Source organism: Maledivibacter halophilus (assembly GCF_900167445.1).
GTDB lineage: Bacteria > Bacillota > Clostridia > Peptostreptococcales > Caminicellaceae > Maledivibacter > Maledivibacter halophilus.
The window spans coordinates 41385-66170 of sequence record NZ_FUZT01000011.1 but is presented as its reverse complement, the minus strand read 5'-3'; the positions used below and the strand labels follow the sequence as shown (position 1 = coordinate 66170).

Annotated in this window: 18 protein-coding genes; 11 read left to right on the top strand and 7 right to left on the bottom strand. The window is 30.5% G+C overall.

The genetic code is table 11. The features are described from left to right. Nucleotides 1-23: 23 nt before the first annotated feature. The 4 genes from B5X81_RS19565 to B5X81_RS19550 all read left to right on the top strand — a co-directional run bounded on the left by B5X81_RS19565 (nt 24) and on the right by B5X81_RS19550 (nt 3011). On the top strand, nt 24-467 hold the full coding sequence (locus B5X81_RS19565) for a PTS sugar transporter subunit IIA (RefSeq protein WP_079494161.1): 444 nt from the start codon (nt 24-26) through the stop codon (nt 465-467). A 17-nt stretch (nt 468-484) separates the two neighbouring features. After that, entirely contained in the window at nt 485-775 is a 291-nt protein-coding gene (locus B5X81_RS19560; protein ID WP_079494160.1) for a PTS sugar transporter subunit IIB, read from the top strand. Nucleotides 776-793: 18 nt separating this feature from the next. Continuing rightward, nucleotides 794-2071, top strand: coding sequence for a PTS ascorbate transporter subunit IIC (locus B5X81_RS19555; protein ID WP_079494158.1), 1278 nt, complete (start codon nt 794-796; stop codon nt 2069-2071). A 229-nt stretch (nt 2072-2300) separates the two neighbouring features. Beyond that, nucleotides 2301-3011: an SIS domain-containing protein gene (locus tag B5X81_RS19550; RefSeq protein ID WP_208985099.1), complete on the top strand. Its 711-nt coding sequence runs from the start codon at nt 2301-2303 to the stop codon at nt 3009-3011. 192 nt (nt 3012-3203) lie between these two features. Here the strand turns inward: B5X81_RS19550 and B5X81_RS19545 are convergent, their stop codons facing one another. Further along, nucleotides 3204-4208 carry a calcium/sodium antiporter gene (locus tag B5X81_RS19545; protein WP_079494155.1) on the bottom strand — a complete coding sequence of 335 codons (1005 nt, stop codon included), beginning with the start codon at nt 4206-4208 and terminating at the stop codon, nt 3204-3206. A 406-nt stretch (nt 4209-4614) separates the two neighbouring features. Further along, nucleotides 4615-5313 (bottom strand): YczE/YyaS/YitT family protein, encoded by a 699-nt coding sequence (locus B5X81_RS19540; RefSeq protein ID WP_079494154.1) that lies wholly within the window; start codon nt 5311-5313, stop codon nt 4615-4617. Between the two features lie 240 nt (nt 5314-5553). Between B5X81_RS19540 and B5X81_RS19535 the strand changes: the two genes are divergently transcribed. Next, nucleotides 5554-6393, top strand: a complete 840-nt coding sequence (locus B5X81_RS19535) for a CvfB family protein (protein WP_079494152.1) — start codon at nt 5554-5556, stop codon at nt 6391-6393. A gap of 74 nt (nt 6394-6467) precedes the next feature. Here the strand turns inward: B5X81_RS19535 and B5X81_RS19530 are convergent, their stop codons facing one another. From B5X81_RS19530 to B5X81_RS19515, 4 genes are all read right to left on the bottom strand, one after another. Continuing rightward, a complete protein-coding gene (locus B5X81_RS19530) occupies nt 6468-7736 on the bottom strand; it encodes a [Fe-Fe] hydrogenase large subunit C-terminal domain-containing protein (protein WP_079494151.1) in 1269 nt (422 codons plus the stop codon). A gap of 392 nt (nt 7737-8128) precedes the next feature. Then, nucleotides 8129-8947 (bottom strand): glycine betaine ABC transporter substrate-binding protein, encoded by an 819-nt coding sequence (locus B5X81_RS19525; RefSeq protein WP_079494149.1) that lies wholly within the window; start codon nt 8945-8947, stop codon nt 8129-8131. A gap of 97 nt (nt 8948-9044) precedes the next feature. Further along, a complete protein-coding gene (locus B5X81_RS19520) occupies nt 9045-9875 on the bottom strand; it encodes an ABC transporter permease (protein ID WP_079494147.1) in 831 nt (276 codons plus the stop codon). 17 nt (nt 9876-9892) lie between these two features. Continuing rightward, entirely contained in the window at nt 9893-11059 is a 1167-nt protein-coding gene (locus tag B5X81_RS19515; RefSeq protein WP_079494146.1) for a quaternary amine ABC transporter ATP-binding protein, read from the bottom strand. Nucleotides 11060-11824: 765 nt separating this feature from the next. On the opposite strand from B5X81_RS19515, the gene B5X81_RS19510 reads away from it, so the two are divergent. From B5X81_RS19510 to B5X81_RS19495, 4 genes are all read left to right on the top strand, one after another. Next, entirely contained in the window at nt 11825-13597 is a 1773-nt protein-coding gene (locus B5X81_RS19510) for an ABC transporter ATP-binding protein (protein WP_079494144.1), read from the top strand. 6 nt (nt 13598-13603) lie between these two features. Continuing rightward, nucleotides 13604-15685: an ABC transporter ATP-binding protein gene (locus tag B5X81_RS19505; RefSeq protein WP_079494143.1), complete on the top strand. Its 2082-nt coding sequence runs from the start codon at nt 13604-13606 to the stop codon at nt 15683-15685. Between the two features lie 356 nt (nt 15686-16041). Further along, the gene (gene gltB / locus B5X81_RS19500; RefSeq protein WP_330397425.1) at nt 16042-20598 is read left to right on the top strand and encodes a glutamate synthase large subunit; all 4557 of its coding nucleotides are present in this window, start codon (nt 16042-16044) and stop codon (nt 20596-20598) included. Between the two features lie 280 nt (nt 20599-20878). Beyond that, nucleotides 20879-21616: a sulfite exporter TauE/SafE family protein gene (locus B5X81_RS19495; protein WP_079494140.1), complete on the top strand. Its 738-nt coding sequence runs from the start codon at nt 20879-20881 to the stop codon at nt 21614-21616. Between the two features lie 100 nt (nt 21617-21716). Here the strand turns inward: B5X81_RS19495 and B5X81_RS19490 are convergent, their stop codons facing one another. Beyond that, complete coding sequence (locus tag B5X81_RS19490; protein WP_079494138.1) at nt 21717-22130, bottom strand: C-GCAxxG-C-C family (seleno)protein; 414 nt, start codon at nt 22128-22130, stop codon at nt 21717-21719. A gap of 140 nt (nt 22131-22270) precedes the next feature. On the opposite strand from B5X81_RS19490, the gene B5X81_RS19485 reads away from it, so the two are divergent. Next, nucleotides 22271-23887, top strand: coding sequence for a putative manganese-dependent inorganic diphosphatase (locus tag B5X81_RS19485; RefSeq protein ID WP_244282166.1), 1617 nt, complete (start codon nt 22271-22273; stop codon nt 23885-23887). 37 nt (nt 23888-23924) lie between these two features. After that, on the top strand, nt 23925-24569 hold the full coding sequence (gene trmB / locus B5X81_RS19480; protein WP_079494135.1) for a tRNA (guanosine(46)-N7)-methyltransferase TrmB: 645 nt from the start codon (nt 23925-23927) through the stop codon (nt 24567-24569). The last annotated feature ends 217 nt before the right edge of the window (nt 24570-24786 follow it).

Genomic DNA, 24786 nt, shown 5'->3' with positions numbered 1-24786 from the left:
ATCATTGACAAAGGAGTGTAAATATGACAAAAGAACTGATTAAGAAGGATAATATTGAACTAAATGTGTATTGCGAAGACTGGAAGGAAGCAATAAGAAATGCAGGAAATTTGTTAATTAAAACTGGCTATGTAAATGAGAATTATGTTGATAATATGATTGAAAATGTAAAGAAGTTGGGACCATATATTGTTATAGTTCCGCATATAGCAATTGCTCATTCCAGACCAAGTGAAAATGTGTTAAAAGAAGGGATTAGTATGATTACCCTATTGAATCCTGTAAAATTTGGAAATGAAGCCAACGACCCTGTTGATATTGTCTTTAGCTTTGGTGCTAAATCTAAAGATATTCATTTGGAGGAGTTAAAGGGATTAGCAAAAATAATTGAAAATGAAAGCATAATAGAGGAAATAAGACAAGCAAAGGATAGAGAATATGTTTATAAGCTTATTAATAAATTATAAGGAAAGGGGTGATTAAAATGGCAAAGGCTAAAGTTTTAGTAGTTTGTGGATTTGGTGTAGGCTCATCTATGATACTGAAGATGAAAATAGATGAAATTTTGAAATCAAATGGATTAATTGCAGATGTTTTTACAACTGATGTTGGTTCAGCTGCTTCTACAAAATGTGACATAATATTTACATCGAAGGAATTAGAAAAATCTATTAAAGACAAAGTCAATGTACCAGTTATAGCAATTAAAAACTTCATAAACAAAAAAGAAATAGAAGAAAAAGGTCTTGAAATTTTAAAGAAAGTAATAAAATAATTATGGAGGAGGATGGGAATGAAAATTATATCGTTCTTTATTAATGAAATATTTAGAGAAGCGTCTTTATTTTTAGGAATCATTGCATTAGTAGGTCTTTTGCTTCAAAAAAAATCAGCTTCAGATGTAATAAAGGGCACTATAAAAACTGTAATAGGTGTTGTAATATTGACTCAGGGAGTAAATATTTTAGTACAATCAATGACGCCATTAAGTAACGGTTTTAATAGTTTGTATAGGATTAGTGGCGAGGCAGCATTAAATCCCATGGGTTCTGATAAAATCATTTCAGAATTTGGATCACAAATTGGAATAGCAATGCTGCTTGCTTTTTTAATAAATGTAGTTGTTGCCAAGTTTACAAGAATTAAAAATATATTTTTAACAGGGCATCATCTCTTTTGGTTTGCTTTTATATTTGTGGCTGTAGGTTTAGAAAGTGGATTGCATGGTACTGGCTTAATAATCTTCAGTACAATTTTTCTTTCAATTTATATAATATTTGCTCCTGCAATAATCAGGCCCTATGTGAAGAATGTAATAGGTGATGATTCTTTTACTTTAGGCCATCCTACAGTTATATTATCTTTAATTTCCGGATTAGTTGGAAAGGTTTTTGGGAATAAGGATCATTCTACTGAAGACTTACAAATATCTGAAAAATTTGATTTTCTTAGGGAAATTACAATTACATCGTCTATAGTAATGTTTATAGTATATGTAGTTGTCGGGTTATTACTTGGAGGTAAAACAGCAGAAGTATTTGGAACTGATAAGACATTATTTGTATATGCTTTAATGCAGGGTGTATTATTTGGAGCAGGACTAACAGTTCTTTTATCAGGAGTAAGAATGATGTTAGCAGAAATTATACCGGCTTTTAAAGGTGTTTCAGATAAACTAATACCAAATGCTATTCCTGCATTAGATTGTCCTATTATATTTTCCTATGCTCCCAATGCAGTATTAATTGGTTTCATAGTTTCAATGATTACATCTGTTATTACAATAATAATAATTGGAAGATCAGGGATTTTCCCATATGCTATTTTACCTTTAACTATTACATGTTTTTTTGAAATTGGTACTGCTGCAGTTATAGGAAATGGTACAGGAGGAACAAGAGGAGCTATTATTGGCTCCGGGGTTGCAGGAATAATAATGATATTATTAGTTGGATTTTCTATCCCCTTTTTACAAAGTACAGTATCTGATTGGATTGTGATATTTGGTGGAAATGATTTTTCACTATGGGCTATTATATCAGGAACAATAGGAAAATTATTTGGAATGTAAGGATAATAGATAAATTTTTCTAAATAAGTGTAATAAATTCAAAGCTGCTTGCGAATATGGAAGCAGTTTTGAATTTACAAAATATAGAATTATTATTAAAGTTATATATTATGCAACCCATCCAAATTAGGATTATGCAATTTGCTCAATCATGATTTATACACAAATGTTAGATAAAATAATTTAAATAGAAAAAGAAAGGATGATTATTATAAAATCCAATGAATATATGAATACAATAGATAGTATTTTAAAAAGGATTAAAGAAACCCAGAAAAGCAATATTAAAGAAGCTTCAAATTTAATGGCTAAGGCAGTAAAAGATAATAATATGCTTCATTTTTTTGGATGTGGTCATTCATTAATGCTTTGTGAAGAGGTTTTTTATAGGGCTGGAGGATTAGCATGTGTAAATCCAATATTCGATACGGCATTGATGGTTCAACATGGTGCAATTAAAAGCTCTATGGTTGAAAAACAAGAAGGGTATGTAAAGTGGGTGTTAGATAGATATGAGTTAAAAAAGAGAGAAGTAATAACAATATTTTCAACATCAGGTAGAAATCCGGTTCCTATAGATGCAGCACTTAGTTGTAAGGAAAAAGGTTTGAAAGTAATAGGAGTAACATCAGTAGAGTATTCAGAAAAAAGTAAATCCAGGCATTCTTCTGGTAAACATCTATGTGATGTATGTGATGTAGTTATAGATAATTGTATTGGCTATGGAGATGCCTTATTAGATTATGGTAATTTTGAAGCTGTACCAGGCTCTACTATTGCAGGTTCATTTATTATTAATTCAGTTATTGCAGATGTTATAGAAAAAGTGAAGAAAAGTGGCATGATTCCACCAATATTGATTAGTGGAAATGTCGATGGAGGAAGTGAACATAATAGAAATATACTAGAAAAATATATGGGAAAAGTAAAGCATTTATAAAAAATGTTAACTATAGATATTCCAGCAAAACAATTAATTTATACATATTAAAATTTTTATTAGAATATGTATAAACTAAATAGTACAATAGCAAATTTTTCACTTAAAAAAGCAAAAGGCCAATGAGAAAATCTTTAACCTTTTGCTTTTTTGTTAATATTTTTATACGAAAGAAGGGCATCCAAAGCAAATTTATATTAATGCATAGTTTAAAATCAAATAAATAATATAAATACCAAATAATGTAAGACCTTCAGTTTTAGTAATTTCGTCCTTCCGATTTTTAGTAAAAAATCTAAAAGCGCAAAGTATTATAAGCATTGTTGGAAATTGAATTTTATAAAAGTTAGCAGGAACATCTAATCCACCCTTTGTTACAGAAGCAGCACTACCAACTACAAAGAGCACATTAAGAATATCTGCACCTACTACATTACCTATTGCCAGTTCCCCATGGCCTTTTCTTACGGCAGTAATTGCAGTTACTAGTTCAGGAAGACTAGTGCCGAAAGCCACTAAAGTAGCAGCTATAATACTTTGGGGAATTCCTACTCTAATTGCCGTTATTTCTACAGCTGGTATAAGAATTTTTGATGATCCAATAACAAGAAATATACCTAAAAATAGTTTTAATATCTGGATAATTATAGGACTTTTTTCTTTTGTAAAATTATCTTCAGAGGAATTAGATTTTTTTGCCCATTTCATCGAAACATAGATATAAATTATTAATAATATAATAAAAATCCAGCCCATCCATTGACTTATGTTTCCAGTTTTTCCATGGGATAAAAAAGGTAGACTTACAACTGCAAGCAAAATTCCTGATAAAAATTGTATTTTTCCTTGTCTATCAGTAACCATCTGATCTACTGGTAAATGACCAATGAGAGCTGCTAAGCCGATTATAAGGCCAGTATCAGCAATAATTGACCCTATTGCATTACCTAAAGCCAAATCAGGGTTTCCATTGATAGCAGCCAATACAGAAACTGTTGCTTCTGGAAGAGTTGTCCCTAAAGAGACAATAGTTGCTCCAATGATCATTTTAGGGATTCCCCAATGTAAAGAAAGACTGACAGCTTGATCGACTAGTATATCTGCCCCTTTACTTAGAACATAAAGCATAATAGCCACAATAATTACTAAAATTAATGTTGAAAATGATGTTAAATAACCGTGAATAAGTACGTCCATTATAATTCTTCCTTTCTTATAGATTTCCTCTAGTAAAACTTAATTCATGCATATCAAAATATCCGACGCTTCTAGGGAGTTTTGATGTGTACAAATCAACTGTTTTACTGGAATATCTATATAATAATATTTAAGATAAAATAATTTTACTTAAGGATGTAACCAGTCCAAAATAAAAAGACTCCACAACTAACTAAAGTTAATTGTAGAGTCTCACTAGACAGTATTGCCATCAAAGCCGGGAAAATTTTCCGAAATGACGACTTTGATCCCTCAAAAAGGTTAGTTACTCCCTCTAATGTATAAATTATAAATAAATAAAAGGGTTTTGTCAATCTTTTTTATGTAGATAAGGAAATTGTATATGAAAATATTATATTTAATTTGCTTAGATAATCAATTTAGATTAAACCTGTGTTTTCTCTTTATTTTTTTCATCTTTGTTATCTATATCTACTATTATATAGTCGGTAAATTTTCTCTGATGAGTTTCTTTAGGATTAAAGTTTTTCCATAAAAAAATTTTATCTAAAATATATCCTCCGCAAAAGGTTACTATAATTGTTCCAATACCAACAGTACCACCAAGTAAAAATCCTAATATTAATACAGTTATTTCAATGAAAGGCTTCATGTATGTAACACTAATTCCAGTGATTTTTACAAGCCCAACCAATAGTCCATCCCTAGGGCCTGCTCCTAATTCAAAGCTCATGTAAAAATATATTCCATAACTGAATACCGCAAGGCCCCAAAATAATATTATTATCTTTAAAAAATAATTCTCAGAAATTAGAGTTAGATTATATTTATCAATAATATCAATAAAGAAACCTATAAAATACATATTTAGTATCGTTCCAATTCCAGGATAAATTTTTAAAGCCAAAGAAAAAAGAATTATTATAAGTCCCATTAATTGAGAAATCTTTCCAAAGTCAATTCCTACTTTAAGAGATAGTCCTAAATTAAGTGTAGTCCATGAATTCATACCAATATTTAAATTTTTCATTTGTGCAATGCCATAAGCACAAACCATAAAAGCCAAAATTAGACCTGGAAATTTTTTTATATCTTCAACTAATAAATCTCTATTTATTTTCATTAATATACCTCTTTCATATATGTAAATTATTATTAATATTATCATAGGTATAAGTAAATTACAAATTTTACTACATTAAAACAGTGACTATATTAAAAAAATTGAATTATACTATCTATAAAGTATCATGATAAATATGCTGGATCTTTAGAACTGTAGATTTACAATTTAACTTGTTAATATTGTATAAACATGATAATATTGCATTGCAATCTAAAAAGGAAAGGAGGAAAATAGCAAATGATTGAATTGGGAAAACAACAGAAATTGGAGATTGTTAGATTTACACAAATAGGGGCTTATTTAAATTCAGAAAAAGATAAAAGCGATGAGGATATTTTATTACCTCAAAAACAGTTGCCAAAGGGAATTAAAGAAGGAGAAGAAATAGAAGTATTTGTTTATAGAGATTCTAAGGATAGGATGATAGCAACAACTAAAAGGCCCAAGATAAAAATTGGAGAATTGGCATCTTTAGAAGTAGTTGAAACAAGTGAAATTGGAGCCTTTTTAGATTGGGGACTAGAAAAGGATTTGTTTTTGCCCTTTAAAGAACAAACCTGTAAAGTAAAAAAAGGCAAAAAATATTTAGTTAGTATTTATATTGATAAAAGCGAAAGATTGTGTGCAACAATGAATATTAATAAACAATTGAGTAATGAGTCGCCATATAAAGAAAATGACAGAGTTAAAGGCAAAATTTATGGTATATCTCAAGATATAGGAGCTTTTGTTGCAGTTGATGATAGATATAGAGGCTTGATACCGAAGAAGGAATTGTATGGTGATTATAAACTGGGAGATGAGGTAGAGGTTAGAATAACCAATGTAAAAGAAGATGGTAAATTAGATTTGAGTTTAAGAAAAAAAGCATATAAACAGATGAATTATGATTCAGATTTAATTTTACATAAATTAATGAAGAATGATGGAAAATTAGCACTAAATGATAAAAGCTCACCTGAAAAGATAGAAAAAGAGCTGAATATGAGTAAGCGTGCATTCAAAAGAGCCGTAGGAAGATTATTAAAGGAAAGAAAAATTAAGTTTACTGAAAAAGGAATTGAAAGAATTTTATAAAAGGTATTAGGAAATGTATAAAGCATAGCTACATTTTAGGTAACTATGCTCTATACATTTTTCTATTTTACTTTCTATTTATCTGACCTATTCTCATATTTTTTCTTAAATAAAACCATACAATCATCTAAAGTTGTATGCCCCAAAACGATATCTTCAGCCATAACCTGACATGTTGGAGAACCACATGCACCACAGTCTAGACTAGGTAACTGTTCCTTTATTTCTATACATTTAGACATTTTTTGCATAGCTTCAACAAAATTATCGCCAAACACATTAATTTTTTTAGGTTTAATTTTTTCTTGTAAATAAACATCTTCGTCCGATAAATTATATTTTTTAAATTCATCTTTGAAATTATATTTTTTAGAATTATATTTTTCAGATAATCGTCTTATTCTATTTCTGGCAATGAAGGAGTTTTCTATTGCTAATACCCCACCTACACATCCATTTGTGCAGGAAAGAAGTTCAGCAAATCTGATTCCTGTCAAACGTTCATCTTCTATATCATCTAGGATATTAATCACATTTTCAATACCGTCAACACAAATATAATCACTAATTCCAAGGGAATTGGTTTCACCACCGGATCTAGCCCATCCAATGCCCTTTCCCGATAGATAAAAAGGTAAAGGTTTGCCGCAAGTCTTAAGGTTTCTAACAATAAAAGGATGAATCTCTTTAAAGGATATTACACGATCGACAGAAGATTTTTTTGAACCAATAGGGTTCTTTACGCTAGTAACCTTTGCTGGACATGGACTAATAAAAAATGTTCCTATGTCAGAGTCATCTATATTTAGTTTTTGTGCAGCTTTTTTCCTAGCAATTGTACCGGCTATTTCAACAGGTGCCTCTATAGGTAATATATTATCAATCAAATTTGGAAATCTTATTTGTATTAATCTTACTACAGCAGGGCATGAAGATGATAACAAAGGCTTAACATTGGATTCAGCAACTATTTTTTTTGTATATTCTGAAACAATATCTGCAGCCCTTGATACTTCAAATATTTCATCAAAACCTATAGCTTTTAAAGCTGCTAGGATTTTACCGGGATCTTCATTTTCACCAAACTGTGAATAAAGACTTGGTGCAGGTAGAGCAATCTTGTATTTAAAAGATTTAATATCATCAATTGGATCAGAGACACTATCTTTAGCATGCTCTTGGCAGCGTCTGATACATTCGCCACAATCAATACACCTGCTTTCAATAATATTAGCTTTTTCATTTCTAACTCTAATAGCTTCGGTTGGACATCTTTTTATGCAATTAGTACATCCAATACAAAGATCTTCTTTAAGAATTACAGAGTGAAATGAGCTAAACATAATAATCCCTCCGTTTAAGACATGTTTTAAAACATATCTAATTTAGTTTATGTTTTCAATAATTGAGCAAATTCATAATTGAATTGTTTGATAAAATAATTACTACATAGGATTTTAAGATATTCAAATTAATACAATTTAGGTATATTCTATTTTAGATAATTAAATTAAAGACAATATTCGTATATGAAATTTTCTCAATTATAACTTTTATGCTATATTATATATTCCATATCTACTATTGTAACACTATTATTGATTTTTTTAAAACATTCAAAAGTTTTCATATATTTATTTTGTTATGTAGCTAGTATACTATTTTTTAGGAAATATTTTCAAGTAAAAAAAATAAAAGACTCCCGATTGTTTTAGGGAAGTCTTTGTACAAAATATTACTTATTTCTTGACGTCCAATTATCTACAAGATCTTGATTGTTTTCTACAAACTCAGCAGCAGCTTTCTTAGGAGACATTCCATCTTGTATTTTAAGCATTACAGAGCCAAGCTGATCAGTAGTTATTCTATAGTTTTGCAGGAAATTTGCAACCTCAGGAATATCTTCCTTTATACCAGGGCGCCCCATACTCTTTATATATTCACCTTCGCCCATTTTAAGGTCAGGATCTTTTAAGAATTTAAGATCCCATTTAGACCATTTCCAATGGGGCTTCCATCCGGTTACAGCAACCCATTCACCTTTATCTATACTTCTACCAAGCTCTGCTGTCATGGCTGGACCACTACTTTCAGTCAGTTCCCAATCATCTAATCCATAATGGGGCATAACATCATTTTTTACTACTATCATTTGAGCAGCACCTGGGTCGATACCCACGATTCTCCCTTGAAATTTATCTTTATAATTCTTCATTTCAGCTAAGCTATCAATTTCTACATATTCAGGAACAACGATACCAATTTGTGCAGAAGTATAATTGTTGTTAAGCTCAACTAATTGATCTCCATATTTTTCCCAATAGTTCCTATCGGTATCTGGAAGCCATGAACAAACAAATGCGTCTATTTCACCGGAAGCAGCTGCTTGATACATAGCACCTGTTTGAAGGACAGGGGTCTTAACGTTATATCCCATATCTTCAAGTACTTTTTTCACTATATGGGTAGAAGCTTCTGCAGAAGCCCATTGTACATAACCAATTGTAACAGTTCCTTTATTGCCAGTATTGTTCTCAGGTTTTTGACCTTCCATTAATGCACATCCTGTAATACTTAGAACTAAAACTAATGACATAATTATTAAAGTGATTTTTCTAAAAGTATTGATAAGTAACTCCTCCTTAATAAAATTAAACACTTTTTTTTCTATTAAATTTAATATTTCCAGTAATTCTATCTAGTATAATAGCAAGAATAACAACACTTAATCCGGCTTCAAAGCCTATACCAATTTCCATTCTTTGAATACCATTGAGAACTTTGCTTCCAAGACCTGAAGCTCCAATCATAGAAGCAATAACCACCATAGATAGTGAAAGCATAATAGATTGATTAATACCTGCCATTATAGAAGGTAGTGCCATAGGAAGCTTTATTTTAAACAGCATTTCCATTGGTTTTAGACCAAAGGAATGACCTACTTCCTCTAATTCATCTGGGACCTGCTTAAGTCCTAGTTTTGTTAATCTAATAGCAGGAGGCATTGCAAAGATAACCGTAGATATAACTCCTGGTACTTGACCAATTCCAAAAAACATAACTGCTGGTATCAGATAAACAAAAGGCGGCATGGTTTGCATAAGATCTAAAATAGGTGTAGTTACTCTATCGAGTGTTCTATAGCTGCTACTTAAAATTCCCATAGGTATACCAATAATTAATGAGAATATTCCAGAAACTATAACGAGAACAAAGGTTTGGACAAAGGATACCCATAGACCCATACCAAAAACCAATAAGAGACTAAGAATAGTAAATATTGCTATATTTCTATTCGCTAAAAACCATGCAAATAGAGCCAAGATTACCATGAATATAAGAGGCGGTAGATAAAGTAATGCACCTTCTACACTAGACATAAAGCCTTCAATTGTTTTTGATATACTAGAAAAAACCGGCTGGAAATTATTTAACAAGAAATCTATAAACTTTTCAACAAATAATCCAATAGGGATATTCATTTTAACACCTCCAAAATTTAAATATTAGCTAGAATAGTACCTTTTACTATTATTCCAAGAAGATTATTATCTTCATCAACTATTGGCAGGGGAACATTAGAAGTAGCAATGTCTGAAGATAAGTCATTAATAGTATCATCAGGTCTAGCTATTTTGGTATTTTTGATTAATTTGGATATATCATTTTTTCCTTTTCCTATAGCTTCATAGACATCCTTAAAATGAACTATTCCTCTATATTTTCTTTTTTCACTAACTGCAAATATACTTGAGATTTTATTACGGCTCATTTTATATTTTGCCATTTCTAAACCGTCGTTTTCATATAATAAAGCAACGGGTTTGACCATTATATCTCCTGCTGTTAAAACTATTGATCTATTTACATTTTTAACAAACTCTTCTACATATTCATTTTTAGAATTAATTAGAATTTCTTCAGGGGTACCTAATTGAACAATTTCTCCGTCCTTCATAATTGCAATTCTATCTCCAAGCTTTAAAGCTTCATCCAAATCGTGGGTTATAAATACTATAGTTTTATTTAACCCTTCATATATATCCAATAAGAGATCTTGCATTTCCCGCTTAATCAGTGGATCTAAAGCACTAAAGGGTTCATCCATTAAAAGTATATCAGGATCAACGGCTAGGGCTCTAGCTAAACCAACTCTTTGCTGCATTCCTCCACTTAATTCATCGGGATATTTATCTTCCCAGCTCTCAAGTCCCACTTTTTTTAAGGCTTCTCTTGCTCTATTGATTTTATCATCTTTGGAAACTTCTTGAACTTCTAATCCAAATTCTGCGTTTTCTAAAACAGTTTTATAAGGCAAAAGTCCAAAATTTTGAAAAACCATAGCAAATTTTTTCTTTCTTATTTCCCTTAATGAGTTTTTGTCAAGGCTGGTAATATTAGTATTATCTATAATGACTTTACCCGATGTAGGTTGTATTAGTCTATTTAAACACCTGAGTAATGTTGATTTTCCACTTCCCGACAAGCCCATAATAACGAATATTTCATTTTGTTTAATATCAAAATTTACATTATTAACTCCAACGGTTAAACCAGTCTTTTCTAATATTTCTTTTTTGGAATAACCGTCTTTGATCATTTTAATCCCACGTTTTGGATTGTGACCAAAAACCTTAGAAAGGTTTTGAACTTCAATTTTTTCCATTTATACTATCCTCCTGGGTATTTATATAAAAGTACTATTATTGTTTTAAACATTTTATCTATAAATTGATATGGTGTTTTATAATAATTTTTTTGTCAAGTGTGATGAAATGTGTCAATCACTTTTATTTATCGCTCCTTCTAAATAATTTTTAACATAAAAAAGCACTCTATAACTACTGTGTATTATTAAATACGCAGAGTTAGAGTGCTTAAGTTTCGCCTTTACGGCTCACTTTAAACCATATTTACATATAGCCTAACCCAAGACCATTTTTATCTTTCAAGATCTTAGATAAACCCCAGTTCTACAGGTGTTTTTCCATATTGGTTTCGAAGTTATGGTTTTAGCTTGTGCAAATCCTACAAGTTATTATATTAATCTCCCATGATTTGTCTCACTAAATTTCTACTACCAATATATAATTCACATAAAATATATTGTATTTCTCAAAGTATTTCATTAAGCATATTAACATCAATACAATAAGATGTCAAGTTTAAAAATAACTTTTTATGGAAGAATTAAAATTAATGCATTTTATAGTTCTGTATAACCTAAAAGTTTTATTTAAAGTATAGATTAATAATTATTTTATTAGGAACTTACAATCGTTGTTATATTTTTTTCTATGTGGTAAAATATCTAGATGATACTAAATAATAACAATAATGTATAAGTATTCATGAATATTTATTTTTTATGAATAAAACTGAAAAATTAGAAATATATGTTTATAATTATTCGTTATGAGGAGAGTAAAAAATGATTTTTGGAAAATATTTAAATGAATATTATAGGAAATATTTTTTTAGATTCTTAATAGGAATTATTGCTTTGATTACAGTAGATTTATTACAAATAAGGGTTCCCATAATAATAGGAAATATTACCGATGGAATTATGACTGGAAAAGTAGAAGAATCATACTTATTGAATAAAGGGCTGTACCTTTTACTATTTGGCATATCCATTGCTTTAGGTAGGTTTATATGGAGAAATTTGATTTTTGGTACATCGAGAAATATAGAGTTTCATCTTAGAAATGATATATTTAAGCATCTTGAAAAATTATCTCAAAGATATTTCAATGAACATAAGACCGGGGATTTAATGGCCCATGCCACAAATGATATTAATGCAGTAAGGATGGCAATCGGTCCAGGACTTTTAATGATGGTAGATGCTATAGTACTTATAACCATGGTTCTTTACAATATGGCATATATTGTAAATGTGAAACTTACTTTAATAGCCATTATTCCCTTCCCGTTAATTATATTTCAAGGATTTGTTATAAGTAAATTTATGAAGAAGAGATTTAGAGAAAAACAAGAGGCCTTTGCAAGTATGACTGATATGGTTCAAGAGAGTTTTTCTGGAATAAGAGTTATTAAGGCTTTTATTCAGGAAAGGAAAGAAATAGAGGCCTTTGCCAAAACTAATAAAAACAACTTTGATAAGAATATTAGGCTAGCTAAGCTTAGATCTGCAATTGACCCAATCATTAGAGGGGTAGTTGGATTAAGCTTAATACTTACAATAATATATGGCGGTAGATTGACTATGATTGGAGAAATTTCACTTGGAAATCTAGTTGCTTTTATTAATTTTTTAAGTATGTTGGTGTGGCCTATGATGGCAATTGGAATGGTTCTAAATGTTATTGCCCAGGGTAAGGCTTCCCTTGACAGGATAGAAAAAATTCTTGATGCAAAGCCTGAGATATTTGATTCTAAATCAGTAATTGAGGTAAGGGACATAAATGGAAGTGTAAAGATAAATGATTTATCCTTTAAGTATCCAGATTCAGATGAATATGCAATTAGAAATATTAATCTTCATATTAAAAGAGGTCAAACAATTGGTATTATAGGTAGAACAGGAGCTGGGAAGACAACTTTAATTAATTTGCTCCTGAGATTATATAATATTCCAGAGGGTAAAATATTAATTGATGGAAAGGATATTATGAAATTGCCCCTTAAGATGTTAAGAAGAAACATAGGTTGTGTCCCCCAAGATAATTTTCTTTTTTCAGATACCATTACACGAAACATTGCCTTTGGTGTTAATGAGATAAATATGGATGAAATTATAAAAAATGCTAAACTTGCAAATGTTCATGATAACATTATAGAATTTAAAGAGGGATACAACACTGTTACAGGAGAGAGGGGCATTGCCCTTTCAGGTGGACAAAAACAAAGGATATCCATAGCTAGAGCTTTGATTAAAAAAGCTCCTATATTAATACTTGATGACGCAGTATCGGCAGTAGACACCGATACAGAAGAAAAAATATTAGCAGCATTAAAAGAAGAAAGGAAAAATAAAACGACCATAATTATTGCTCACAGGATTTCTACAATAAAGCATGCTGACCATATTATATTTTTAGATGAAGGGAAAATAGTAGAAGAAGGAACCCATGAAGAGTTGGTGGCAATTGATGGACAATATAACTCTATTGTGAAAAAACAGCAGTTGGCAGCAACATTTGAAGTATATGATGAAAAATCAACAAAAGGGCGGTAATTTAATATGAAAAGTATTGGATATATTTTTAAAAAAGATAAGAAAAACAAGGAAGATATATATTTGTTTAAACGGCTAATGAAATATGCAAAGCCTTATATGGTACATATAATAATTTCATTTTTATTGCTTGCAATAGTAGTGGGGGTTGAACTTGTTCAGCCGGTTCTAATTGCAAAGAGCATCGATAGTATAATAACAAAATATGATATTACCTATTCGATTTTAACGGAAGAAGATAGTAATTTGTTGGATAATGCTGTTTTATTTAAGGGAAAGAGAATTATCAAAGACCCTGCAAATAAATATGAAGATAATTTGAAGGCAAGAATATTACTAATTAATAATAGATATTATTTTATAGAGGGTCTTACAAAGTTTGAGATAGATATTTTGAAAAAAGAAAAGGAGATATCATTACTAGAAGACAATTATATTGAAGTTGAAAATAAGAGATTTAATGTGGAAAAGCTAACGGAAGATGAGATAAAACTCCTTAGAAAAGAAGATTTTAATAATTTAGTAAAATTTGGAATATTATTCTTATCTATAATAATCATAGGAAGTATTGTACAGTATATACAATCTCTACTCCTTCAATATACAGGTCAAAAAATTATTTATGAAATAAGACTGGATGTATTTTCACATATTGAAAAAATGGATATAGAATTTTTTAATTCACGACCTATTGGAAAGCTTGTTACAAGGGTTACAAATGATACTGAATCAATTAATGAAATGTACACTAGTGTAATAATTAATTCGGTAAAGAACATTTTCTTATTAATTGGTATTGTAATAGCAATGGTAAGTTTTAATTTGAAGCTGTCATTATTAACATATACAGTTATACCTGTTCTCATTGTTTCTACATTGATTTTTAGGAAGTATTCAAAGCTTATGTTCAGGAAAGTTCGGGAGAATATTTCAAGGGTAAATGCTTTTTTATCTGAACATATATCAGGAATGAAGATAATTCAAATCTTCGCAAATGAAGAAGAAAAATTTGATGAATTTTATAAAGTAAACAATAAGTTAAATAGAGCCAATAAAAATCAAATAAAGGCCTTTAGTATATATGGTCCATCAATTTACTTTTTAAAAATTGCTGCTACGGCAATAATAATATTTTTTGGTGGAAAGTATGTTTTGACAGGGATTATAACAATAGGTACATTAATTGCCTTTACCCAGTACATATCAAGGTTTTTTCAACCGGTTCAGCAGCTGGCAGAACAATTTAATGTTTTTCAAGCTGCTATGGCGTCAGCTGAAAGGATTTTTGGATTACTTGATACAAAGCCTAATTTAGAAGACAAAGAAAATGCAATAAAATTAGATAAAATAAAAGGAGAAATAGAGTTTAAAAATGTCTGGTTTGCATATAAGAAAGATGAGTGGATATTAAAGGATGTATCCTTTAAGGTTAATGCCGGAGAAACAGCAGCATTTGTAGGGGCCACCGGTGCAGGAAAGACAACGATACTCAATCTTATAGGAAAATATTATGGGATTCAAAAAGGTGAAATTAAAATTGATGGTATCAATATAGAAGACATTGATACTAGGTCTTTAAGAAAGCATATAGGACAAATGCTACAGGATGTATTTTTATTTACTGGTAATATCGAAAGTAATATAAAGCTAAGGGATAAAAATATATCAGATGAAGATATGCTAGAAGCTTCAAAATATGTTAATTCCCATAGCTTTATTGAAAAGCTTCCCAATAAATATAAAGAAAGGGTTTTTGAAAGGGGAGCAACTTTATCATCAGGTCAAAGACAACTCCTTTCCTTTGCTCGAACACTGGCTAGAAAACCGTCAATATTGATTTTAGATGAAGCTACAGCCAATATTGATACAGAAACAGAAAAACTTATTCAAGATGCATTGTATAAAATTATGAAAGGTAGAACTACCCTGGCAGTTGCCCATAGATTATCAACTATTCAGCATTCAGATAAAATAATAGTCATGCATAAAGGCAGGGTGAAAGAAATAGGCTCCCATCAGGAGCTCTTGAATAAGAAGGGTCTTTATTATAATTTAGTACAGCTTCAATATTCCAATATGGAGCTATGATATAATTAAAATTGAATAATTTGAGATTTGCTTTTATAGATGTGCTCTTGTAAATTTTGATTTGCAGGGGTACATTTATTTTTATAAATGAGGAAATTGCATAATACATGTAAAGAATTTTAAAATGATTTTAACATATAATAAATTTGCATAAAAAAGAGTTTTCAAAAAAGAATTAATATACTGACTGATGAATAAAAAATATAAATCATGGTATCTGAACTTGAAGTGATAGAGATAACGTTTTCCTACATAAATTAGTAAAATAGCGGGTTTTGCAATAAAAAATAATTTTAAAAGCATTGAATGTAATGAATAAATATGATATAATCACTCTCAACAGAATTTTCAAAAAAATGAACTTTATAATTCTAAATATTGCAATTTATGAATTAGAAGTGAAAGGAAGAATGGTCAAAATGAATATCTATGGACTACCCAAAAAGCAGGGACTTTATTCTCCAGACATGGAAAAAGATAGCTGTGGTGTAGGGTTTATAGCAAACGTAAAAGGAAATAAATCCAATTATATACTGCAGCAAGGATTGCAAATACTAAGAAGTTTAAAGCATCGTGGAGCTGTAGGTGCCGATGAGAGTACTGGTGATGGCTCAGGTATAATGTTTCAAATACCCCATGAATTTTTAAAGAGAGAGACTAAAAAAATGAATATTGATTTACCTAAGGATGGCAATTATGCTGTAGGTATGCTTTTTCTACCTAGACAACCTAATGCCCGATTATATTGTGAAGGGGTATTTGAAAAAATCCTTAAAAAGGAAGATCAAAGATTAATTGGATGGAGAGAAGTACCGGTAAATGAAGAAGCCTGCGGAGAATGTGCAAGGGCAACTAGACCAGTGGTTATGCAAGTCTTTATTGACAAAGCTGATCAAAACGATGATGTTTTCGAAAGAAAACTTCTATTAGTTAGAAAGCAGGTTGAAAAATTAATTAGATGTACAAAAAAACCTTATACTGAGAGCTTCTATATTTGTAGTATGTCTAGTAAAACAATAATATATAAAGGACAGATATTAGGATATAAACTACAGGAATTTTACTTAGATTTACTTGATGAAATGATTACAACATCAATAGTAATAGTACATGAAAGATATAGTACAAATACTTTTCCTTCATGGAAGCTTGCCCAGCCCTTTCGCTATATTGCCCATAATGGTGAAATTAATACCATCAGAGGAAATATAAATTGGATGAATGCAAGGGAAGGTGTAATGCGTTCGAAATTGTTTGGAGAAGATTTTAAAAAGATTTTACCAATAATTGAACCAGGTGGAAGTGATTCAGCATCCTTGGATAATGCCTTAGAAATATTTGCAGCAAATGCTCATCCTCTTGAAAACATAATGATGATGCTTATACCAGAGGCTTGGCAAAGAGATAAAGGGATGGATAAAGAGAGAAGAGGATTTTACGAGTACCATGCAAGAATGATGGAGTCTTGGGATGGGCCTGCAACTATTGCATTTACAGATGGAGTAAAGGTAGGAGTAAAAGCAGATAGAAATGGATTAAGACCTGCCCGATATTTAGTTACAAATGATGATTTAGTAATAATGGCATCAGAAGCAGGAGTAGTAGATATAGATCCAGAAAAAATAATCGAAAAGGGAAGTATAGAACCTGGAAAAATGCTATTGATTAATACAGAAGAGGGAAGGATTCTATACGACGATGAAATTAAAACTACTGTATCTAAAAGAAAGCCCTTTGCCCGTTGGATTGAACGAAATCGAGTAACACTTAAGGATATTAGACAGCCGGTTGAAGTGAGAAAAATGAGTAGTGAAAATTTGCATAGAAAGCAATTAGTTTTTGGATTTACAAAGGAAGAATTAAATAAAGTTATTGAATTTATGTGTGAAAAAGGGAAAGAACCTATTGGATCAATGGGAATAGATACACCACTAGCAGTCTTGTCTGATCGTCCACAACTTCTATTTAATTATTTCAAACAAAAATTTGCTCAAGTAACTAATCCTGCTATAGATCCTATTCGGGAAGAAATGATAATGTCTTTGGTACAATTTATGGGGGCCCATGGAAAATTATTAGACGAGATAGAAACGGAAAAAGAAAATAAATTTATAAGACTAAATCATCCTATTCTAAAGAATAGTGAATTAGAAAATATATGTAAGCTTGATTCTAGGGATTTCAAGGCAATTACAATTCCCACAGTATTTCAGGCTGACTATGAAGGAAATGGACTTAAGGAGGCATTGGACTATTTATGTAAGAGGGTAGAAGAAAGTATTAATCTTGGATATAATATAGTAGTTTTAAGTGATAGAAAATCAGATATGTATAATGCACCTATTCCAAGCCTTTTGGCCTTAAGTGCTGTACATCATCATCTGGTTAGGAGAAAATTAAGAACAGCTGCTGATATAATTGTGGAAGCGGGAGATGCCAGAGATGTTATGCATATAGCACTATTAGTAGGCTTTGGGGCTAAAGCCATCAATCCATACATGGCCTTTGAATCAATATCATATATGGTTGAAAACAAAAAAAACATTAAAAATGTTAAAAATGCCCATGAGGCTATTGAAAATTATATTTCTGCAATTTGCTCAGGCCTTTTAAAGATTATTTCTAGGATAGGTATTTCAACACTACAAAGTTATTGTGGGGCTCAGATTTTTGAAGCTGTAGGAATAAATGAAGATGTAATTAAGGAATATTTTCCCGATACGCCTGCAGTACTATCTGGTATTGGATTAGATCTTATTTCTAAGGAAGTGCTGATTAGACATAACATGGCATATCATCAGCTTAGCTCTTTGGATGTGGGAGGAGAAATACTTTGGAATCCAAAGGGAGAGCGTCATATTTTCAATCCAAATGTAGTTACCAGACTTAGGAAAGCATGTGTTGAAAATAATTATAATATATACAAGGAGTATAGTAATGAAATAAATGAAGAAAATAGTAAAAATACAACTATTAGAGGTTTGCTAAAGTTTAAGAAAAGAAAAAGTATTGCAATAGAAGAAGTTGAACCAGTTGAAGATATTTTGAAGAGATTTACTGCTTCTGGAATGTCATTTGGTTCATTGAGTAAGGAAGTCCATGAAACCATAGCAATTGCCATGAATAGGATTGGAGGGAAGAGTAATTCAGGTGAAGGTGGAGAAGATCCCAGCCGTTATAAACTAAGGTTAGATGGGAGAAATCTTAAAAGTGCCACCAAGCAGGTAGCATCGGGAAGGTTTGGAGTAACTGCCAATTATCTTGTGAATTGTGATGGGATAGAAATTAAAATAGCTCAAGGGGCCAAACCCGGTGAAGGAGGTCATTTGCCAGGAAATAAAATCACTTCAGAAATTGCAAAGGTTCGTCATTCAGCTCCAGGAATTGATTTGATATCTCCTCCGCCTCATCACGATATTTATTCAATAGAAGATATATCCCAATTAATTTTTGATTTAAAAAATGTCAATCCAAGGGCTAAAATAGGTGTAAAATTAGTTTCACAGATAGGTGTAGGTACAGTTGCAGCAGGACTTGCTAAAGGTCATGCTGATACTGTTCTAATTAGTGGACATGATGGAGGTACAGGGGCTTCTCCTATTAGTTCAATGAAATATGTTGGATTGCCTTGGGAATTAGGTCTTGCTGAAACTCAACAGACATTATTATTAAATGATTTGAGAAGTAGAATTACTCTTCAGGTCGATGGTAAGATGAGGACAGGAAGAGACGTGGTTATTGCTACACTATTGGGGGCAGAGGAATATGGATTTGCCACCTCTATTTTAATAGCCTGTGGATGTATAATGTGTAGACAATGCCATCATAATAAATGCCCATCGGGAATTGCAACACAAGATTATAATCTGCGTAAAAAATTTAAAGGCAGTCCAGAGCATTTAATTAATTATCTTACATTTGTTGCAAAAGAAATACGGGAGATAATGGCTAAGCTTGGCTTTAGAACAGTTAGGGAGATGATTGGAAGAGTTGATGTGTTAGAAGCCTTAGAAAGCGAAAAGGAGAAAATCAAAAAATGTGACTTATCTTCAATATTATATAAGCCGGAATTACCATCTCGCATAGTAGAAAAATGTACAATTTCACAGGATCATAAAATAGATAATGTTTTAGATAGAAAATTAATAAAGAACTCAGAAATAGCGATTGAGAATGAAATAAATGTTGAACATACATTAGACATTAAAAATACTGACCGTGCCTTTGGAGCAATGTTAAGCGGTAAAATTGCAAAACGATATGGAGACCTAGGTCTAAGTGACGATACTATTGTAGTAAATGCAGTGGGCTCGGCTGGCCAAAGCTTTGGTGCTTTTGCAGTAAGAGGAGTTACCTTGATTCTTGAAGGTGAAGCTAATGATTATCTTGGAAAAGGTCTATCAGGCGGTAAAATAATTTTGAAGCCATTTAAAAATTCTTCATTTAATTCCCATGAGAATATCATTGCAGGAAATACTTTGCTTTATGGTGCCACCTCAGGTGAAGCTTATATTTTAGGAAGAGTTGGTCAAAGATTTTGTGTTAGAAATAGTGGGGGGATAGCTGTAGTAGAAGGTGTAGGAGATCATGGATGTGAATATATGACTGGTGGAACTGTTGTTATACTTGGAACAACTGGCAAAAACTTTGGTGCTGGAATGACAGGTGGTATAGCTTATGTACTAGACGAAGGTGGTGAATTTGAAAACAAATGTAATAAAGAAATGGTTTCAGTTCAATCTTTAGCTAGTTCCCATGACATAAAAGAAGTTAAAAGACTTGTTAATAATCATTATATCTATACAAATAGTCCAAAGGCAAAAAAAATACTTGATAATTGGAATCATTTTGAAAATAAATTCTTAAAAATAATTTCTTCTATCTATCAGAAGAAATTAGAGTCAATAAGTTAAAGAAATTTTATAATTCTAATTTGCCAAAAATGTATAATATATGGTATAGCATTAAAGTTTTTAAAATAATACGTATTTAGTTAGTTTTTGATAAAGTAATTATGCAATTTGCTCAGTTAATAAAAAATAGAAGGGTTTAGGTTAATTTATAAATTAGCTTAAACCCTTTTATGATAAAAACAAATTTTAAAAATACCTAATCAGACTTGATGACAATTCTTCACAAATTTTATATACTATATATTATGTGAAAGAATTATGAAGAAATCGGGAGGAAAATATGGAAAGTGAAATAGTAGTATTAGCCTTGGGGTTTATTGTGATATTTTCTGCTGGACTTGTGCAGGGAGCAACTAGCTTTGGATTTTCCCTATTGTCAGTTCCACTTTTAGGAGCATTTATGCCTCTTAAAATAATAGTGCCAATGTTAATCATATATAGTTTTATAATTAATTCTATAATACTTTATAAAATAAGAGAGCATTTGGAACTAAAAAGAATATCTTTATTGATTATAGCTGCAGTTGTTACCACGCCTATAGGAGCAAATATGCTTATAAATTTAGATGAAAGTATTTTAAAGATTATGGTGGGTATAATAGTAACAATATCAGCAGTGTCTTTCTATTTTGGATATAAAGTTAAGATAAAGAATGAAAAATTAGCTTATATTCCAGTGGGCCTTGTTAGTGGGCTATTAAATGGAAGTATTAGCATTAGCGGCCCTCCAGTAATATTATTCTTAACTAATCAAAGTGTAGAGAAACAAGTTTTTAGAGCGACTTTAACTGGCTTTTTCTGGGTATTAAATATTATGACAATAATAATATTTTTGAGTAAAAAGCTGATTAATGTTCAGGTCCTAAAATTTACAGGCTATTTATTGCCTGCACTAATTGGTGGAGTTTTTATAGGAATTAATTTTGGTAATAAAGTTAAAGAAGAAACCTTTGAAAAGCTAACTACTATCTTGATTATTATAATGGGTATACTTTCAATAGTATCTGGAATAAAATAGATAAATTATTGGTGAGAGGTGCGAAGTGCTAGGGGGGTAAAGAAATTTAAATCCTATATTGCACTCTGCACATTCCACGCAAAAATTATATTTGATGTTTTTAATTTTGTATTTCCAGCTCTCTTTGAACAATTTTATCTAGGGCTTCTGCAGCTTTTAAGATCACTTTATGGCATCCGAAAGATGGTGAGCGATAATTTTCTTTTAGAGGTTTGCAGTTGATATTCCCCATTTCAGATTCATATGCATTTAATAATTCAGTTGTTAGTTTTTTAATTCTATCACTTTCATGGGCAACGTTTTTGACAAATAATTTACTTAGAACCATAATTGACCCCGTTAGTGCTCCACAGGTGCCTTCGATTGCCATTCCTCCTCCAAAACCAGCAGCCAATTTTAAAGCTTCTTTATCTAATCCCAGCTTGTATACTTCATTAGCTCCATATAGGATTTTTTCTGCACAATTAAGATCTTCATCCTTACCAAAACCATTTTCAATTAATTGTTTTAACATATTTATCCTCCTCAGTATTTATAGAATTTAATTTTTATTATGACATGGAAAAAACAATTTTTCAAGTGAATAATACTTATACAAAATATATTCGATTCTAAATAGCTAAATTAAGTATAATATTAATGGAGGTTTTAATAATGATTTATGTTTTTGGGCACAAGAATCCTGATACAGATTCCGTGACCTCTGCCATAGCCCTATCAAATTTAAAAAACAAATTGGACTGTAAATCAATACCATATATATTAGGTAAAGAAAACAAAGAAACAAAGTATGTACTAGAATATTTTAATGTAGATAGTCCAAAACCTTTGGAGAATATTAAGACACAGATAAAAGACTTGAATTATGATAGGGTGGAAGGAATTAGTTCTAATCATTCAATACTCTATGCTTATAAATTAATGGAAGAAAAGAGAATAAGAACATTACCTATTATAGATAAAAATAATAAATTAATAGGAATAATTACTATGAAGGATATAGCTATGGGATTAATTAAAGGTGATTTTTATCATCTTAAAGCTAGTCTTGAAAATATTGCTAAGGATTTAGGAGGAAAAGTTTTAGTAGCCAATAATAATGAAGTAGAGGGAAAAATAAATATAATATCCTACTATGGGGATACTTTGAAAAAAGAAGAAATTTTAAGTAAAAATAGCATTGTTATAGTAGGAGACAGATATGATATAATCGATTATGCTTTAGAATGTGGAATTGAGCTTTTAATTATAACAGGGGGGAAAAAGTTACCTGATAAATATATTGATAAGGCAAAAAGAAAAAATGTAAATCTTATTTTGGTTAAGACAGATACTTATACTACATCAAAACTTATTAGTCAGTGTAATTATCTTTCGTCAATAATGATAGATAGCGACATAGTGAAATTCAATCAAAATGAATATTTAGATGATATAAAAGAAGAATTAATTAATAATAAGCATTCTAACTATCCCATAGTTACAGATAAAAATGAATTTTTAGGATTTATTAGTCGAAGGCATATATTAAATCCAAATAGAAAAAAAGTGATATTAGTAGATCATAATGAGTATTCTCAAAGTGCTGATGGCCTTGATGAAGCTGAGATATTAGAAATTGTGGATCACCATAAAATAGGTGATATTTCCACATCAATGCCTATAACTTTTAGAAATATGCCCCTAGGCAGTACCTGTACAATAGTGTTTCAAATGTATAAGGAATATAATATACCTATAGATAGAAAAATGGCTGGAGTTCTTATGTCAGGAATTATATCTGATACCCTTCTATTAAAATCACCAACAACTACTTATTTTGATAAGCATGCAGTAAATGAACTCAACTCCATATTAAAAATGGACGTAGATAATTTTGCTATGGAGATGTTTAGAGCTGGTACATCTTTAGAGGGACAAAGTATATCAGAAATATTTTATAAAGACTTTAAAGAGTTTCGTATACATGGTAATAAAGTAGGCGTAGGACAAGTTTTTACCTTAGATATTAAAGATGTTTTAAGTAGAAAAGAAGAATTCTTAGAATTTATTAATAACATTCATAAAGATAAAGACAATTTTGTAACTCTGCTGTTAATAACTGATATATTAAAAAAGGGATCATATATTTTATTTAGAAGTAATAATAAAGGAGTTATTGCTAAAGCCTTTGATGTACAGCCTCTACAAGGGATTTTTGTAAGAGATATGGTATCCAGAAAAAAACAGGTTATACCTAAACTGACAGAAGCAATAAATATAATAGGATAGAATTTATTTATATAAATAACATGGAAGGATGAATTAAATGCGTTTAAGATATGTAGAAGGTGGCCATGAAAGACTTGAAAATCATAATAAAGTAATTACAAGACCAGAGGAATATAAGGGAAAGTGGAGTAAATTGTTCAATAATAGTAATCCAATACATGTGGAGTTTGGTTGTGGTAGAGGCGGATTTATCGTAGGAATGGCAGAGAAAAATAAAAATATAAATTATCTAGCCTTTGAAAGAAATTCAAAGGTCATTATAAGGGGGATCAATAAGCTTTCAGAAAATCCAGATGAGAATTTTTATTTTGTTCGTTCTGATATAAAAAAAATCGAAGATATATTCCATGAAAATGAAATAGAGAGAATTTATCTTAATTTTTCTGATCCGTGGCCTAAAAAGAGGCATTCAAAAAGAAGGCTTACCTATAGAAGTTTTTTAAAGCTTTATGAAAAGATATTGATTCCACAGGGGCAGCTCCATTTTAAAACCGACAATACAGGTTTGTTTGATTTTTCAATAGAAGAATTGAATGAAAGGGGCTGGAAGATTTACATGATGACTAGGGATTTGCATAATAGTGAATACTTGGAAGAAAATGTTATGACTGAATATGAAGAAAAATTTGTAAAAAGAGGACAAGCTATAAATAAACTTATAGCCATTGCACGGAGAAAATAATCTTATAAAATATAAATTATAAGGGATAAAAGTTTGTGAATTGACAGAACTTTTATCCCTTTTTTCTTTTCAAATGGAGTTTTCTAATCTACTCTATTTTTATTTATTAAATTTTCTATAATTAATCCCTATTTAAGACATACAAGCATATAATGTCAACAAAGATGCATGAGAGCATTTTTTAGTTTTAAAATCGTAAAAAAACACATAAACATGT

Coding starts and splice junctions, on each gene's coding strand:
- B5X81_RS19530 (WP_079494151.1), bottom strand. CDS start 7,736: ATGTTTAGCTCATTTCACTCTGTAATTCTTAAAGAAGATCTTTGTATT.
- B5X81_RS19545 (WP_079494155.1), bottom strand. CDS start 4,208: ATGGACGTACTTATTCACGGTTATTTAACATCATTTTCAACATTAATT.
- B5X81_RS19485 (WP_244282166.1), top strand. CDS start 22,271: ATGATTTATGTTTTTGGGCACAAGAATCCTGATACAGATTCCGTGACC.
- B5X81_RS19550 (WP_208985099.1), top strand. CDS start 2,301: ATGAATACAATAGATAGTATTTTAAAAAGGATTAAAGAAACCCAGAAA.
- B5X81_RS19505 (WP_079494143.1), top strand. CDS start 13,604: ATGAAAAGTATTGGATATATTTTTAAAAAAGATAAGAAAAACAAGGAA.
- B5X81_RS19540 (WP_079494154.1), bottom strand. CDS start 5,313: ATGAAAATAAATAGAGATTTATTAGTTGAAGATATAAAAAAATTTCCA.
- gltB (WP_330397425.1), top strand. CDS start 16,042: ATGAACTTTATAATTCTAAATATTGCAATTTATGAATTAGAAGTGAAA.
- B5X81_RS19490 (WP_079494138.1), bottom strand. CDS start 22,130: ATGTTAAAACAATTAATTGAAAATGGTTTTGGTAAGGATGAAGATCTT.
- B5X81_RS19525 (WP_079494149.1), bottom strand. CDS start 8,947: ATGGAAGGTCAAAAACCTGAGAACAATACTGGCAATAAAGGAACTGTT.
- B5X81_RS19520 (WP_079494147.1), bottom strand. CDS start 9,875: ATGAATATCCCTATTGGATTATTTGTTGAAAAGTTTATAGATTTCTTG.
- B5X81_RS19510 (WP_079494144.1), top strand. CDS start 11,825: ATGATTTTTGGAAAATATTTAAATGAATATTATAGGAAATATTTTTTT.
- B5X81_RS19560 (WP_079494160.1), top strand. CDS start 485: ATGGCAAAGGCTAAAGTTTTAGTAGTTTGTGGATTTGGTGTAGGCTCA.
- B5X81_RS19515 (WP_079494146.1), bottom strand. CDS start 11,059: ATGGAAAAAATTGAAGTTCAAAACCTTTCTAAGGTTTTTGGTCACAAT.
- trmB (WP_079494135.1), top strand. CDS start 23,925: ATGCGTTTAAGATATGTAGAAGGTGGCCATGAAAGACTTGAAAATCAT.
- B5X81_RS19565 (WP_079494161.1), top strand. CDS start 24: ATGACAAAAGAACTGATTAAGAAGGATAATATTGAACTAAATGTGTAT.
- B5X81_RS19495 (WP_079494140.1), top strand. CDS start 20,879: ATGGAAAGTGAAATAGTAGTATTAGCCTTGGGGTTTATTGTGATATTT.
- B5X81_RS19535 (WP_079494152.1), top strand. CDS start 5,554: ATGATTGAATTGGGAAAACAACAGAAATTGGAGATTGTTAGATTTACA.
- B5X81_RS19555 (WP_079494158.1), top strand. CDS start 794: ATGAAAATTATATCGTTCTTTATTAATGAAATATTTAGAGAAGCGTCT.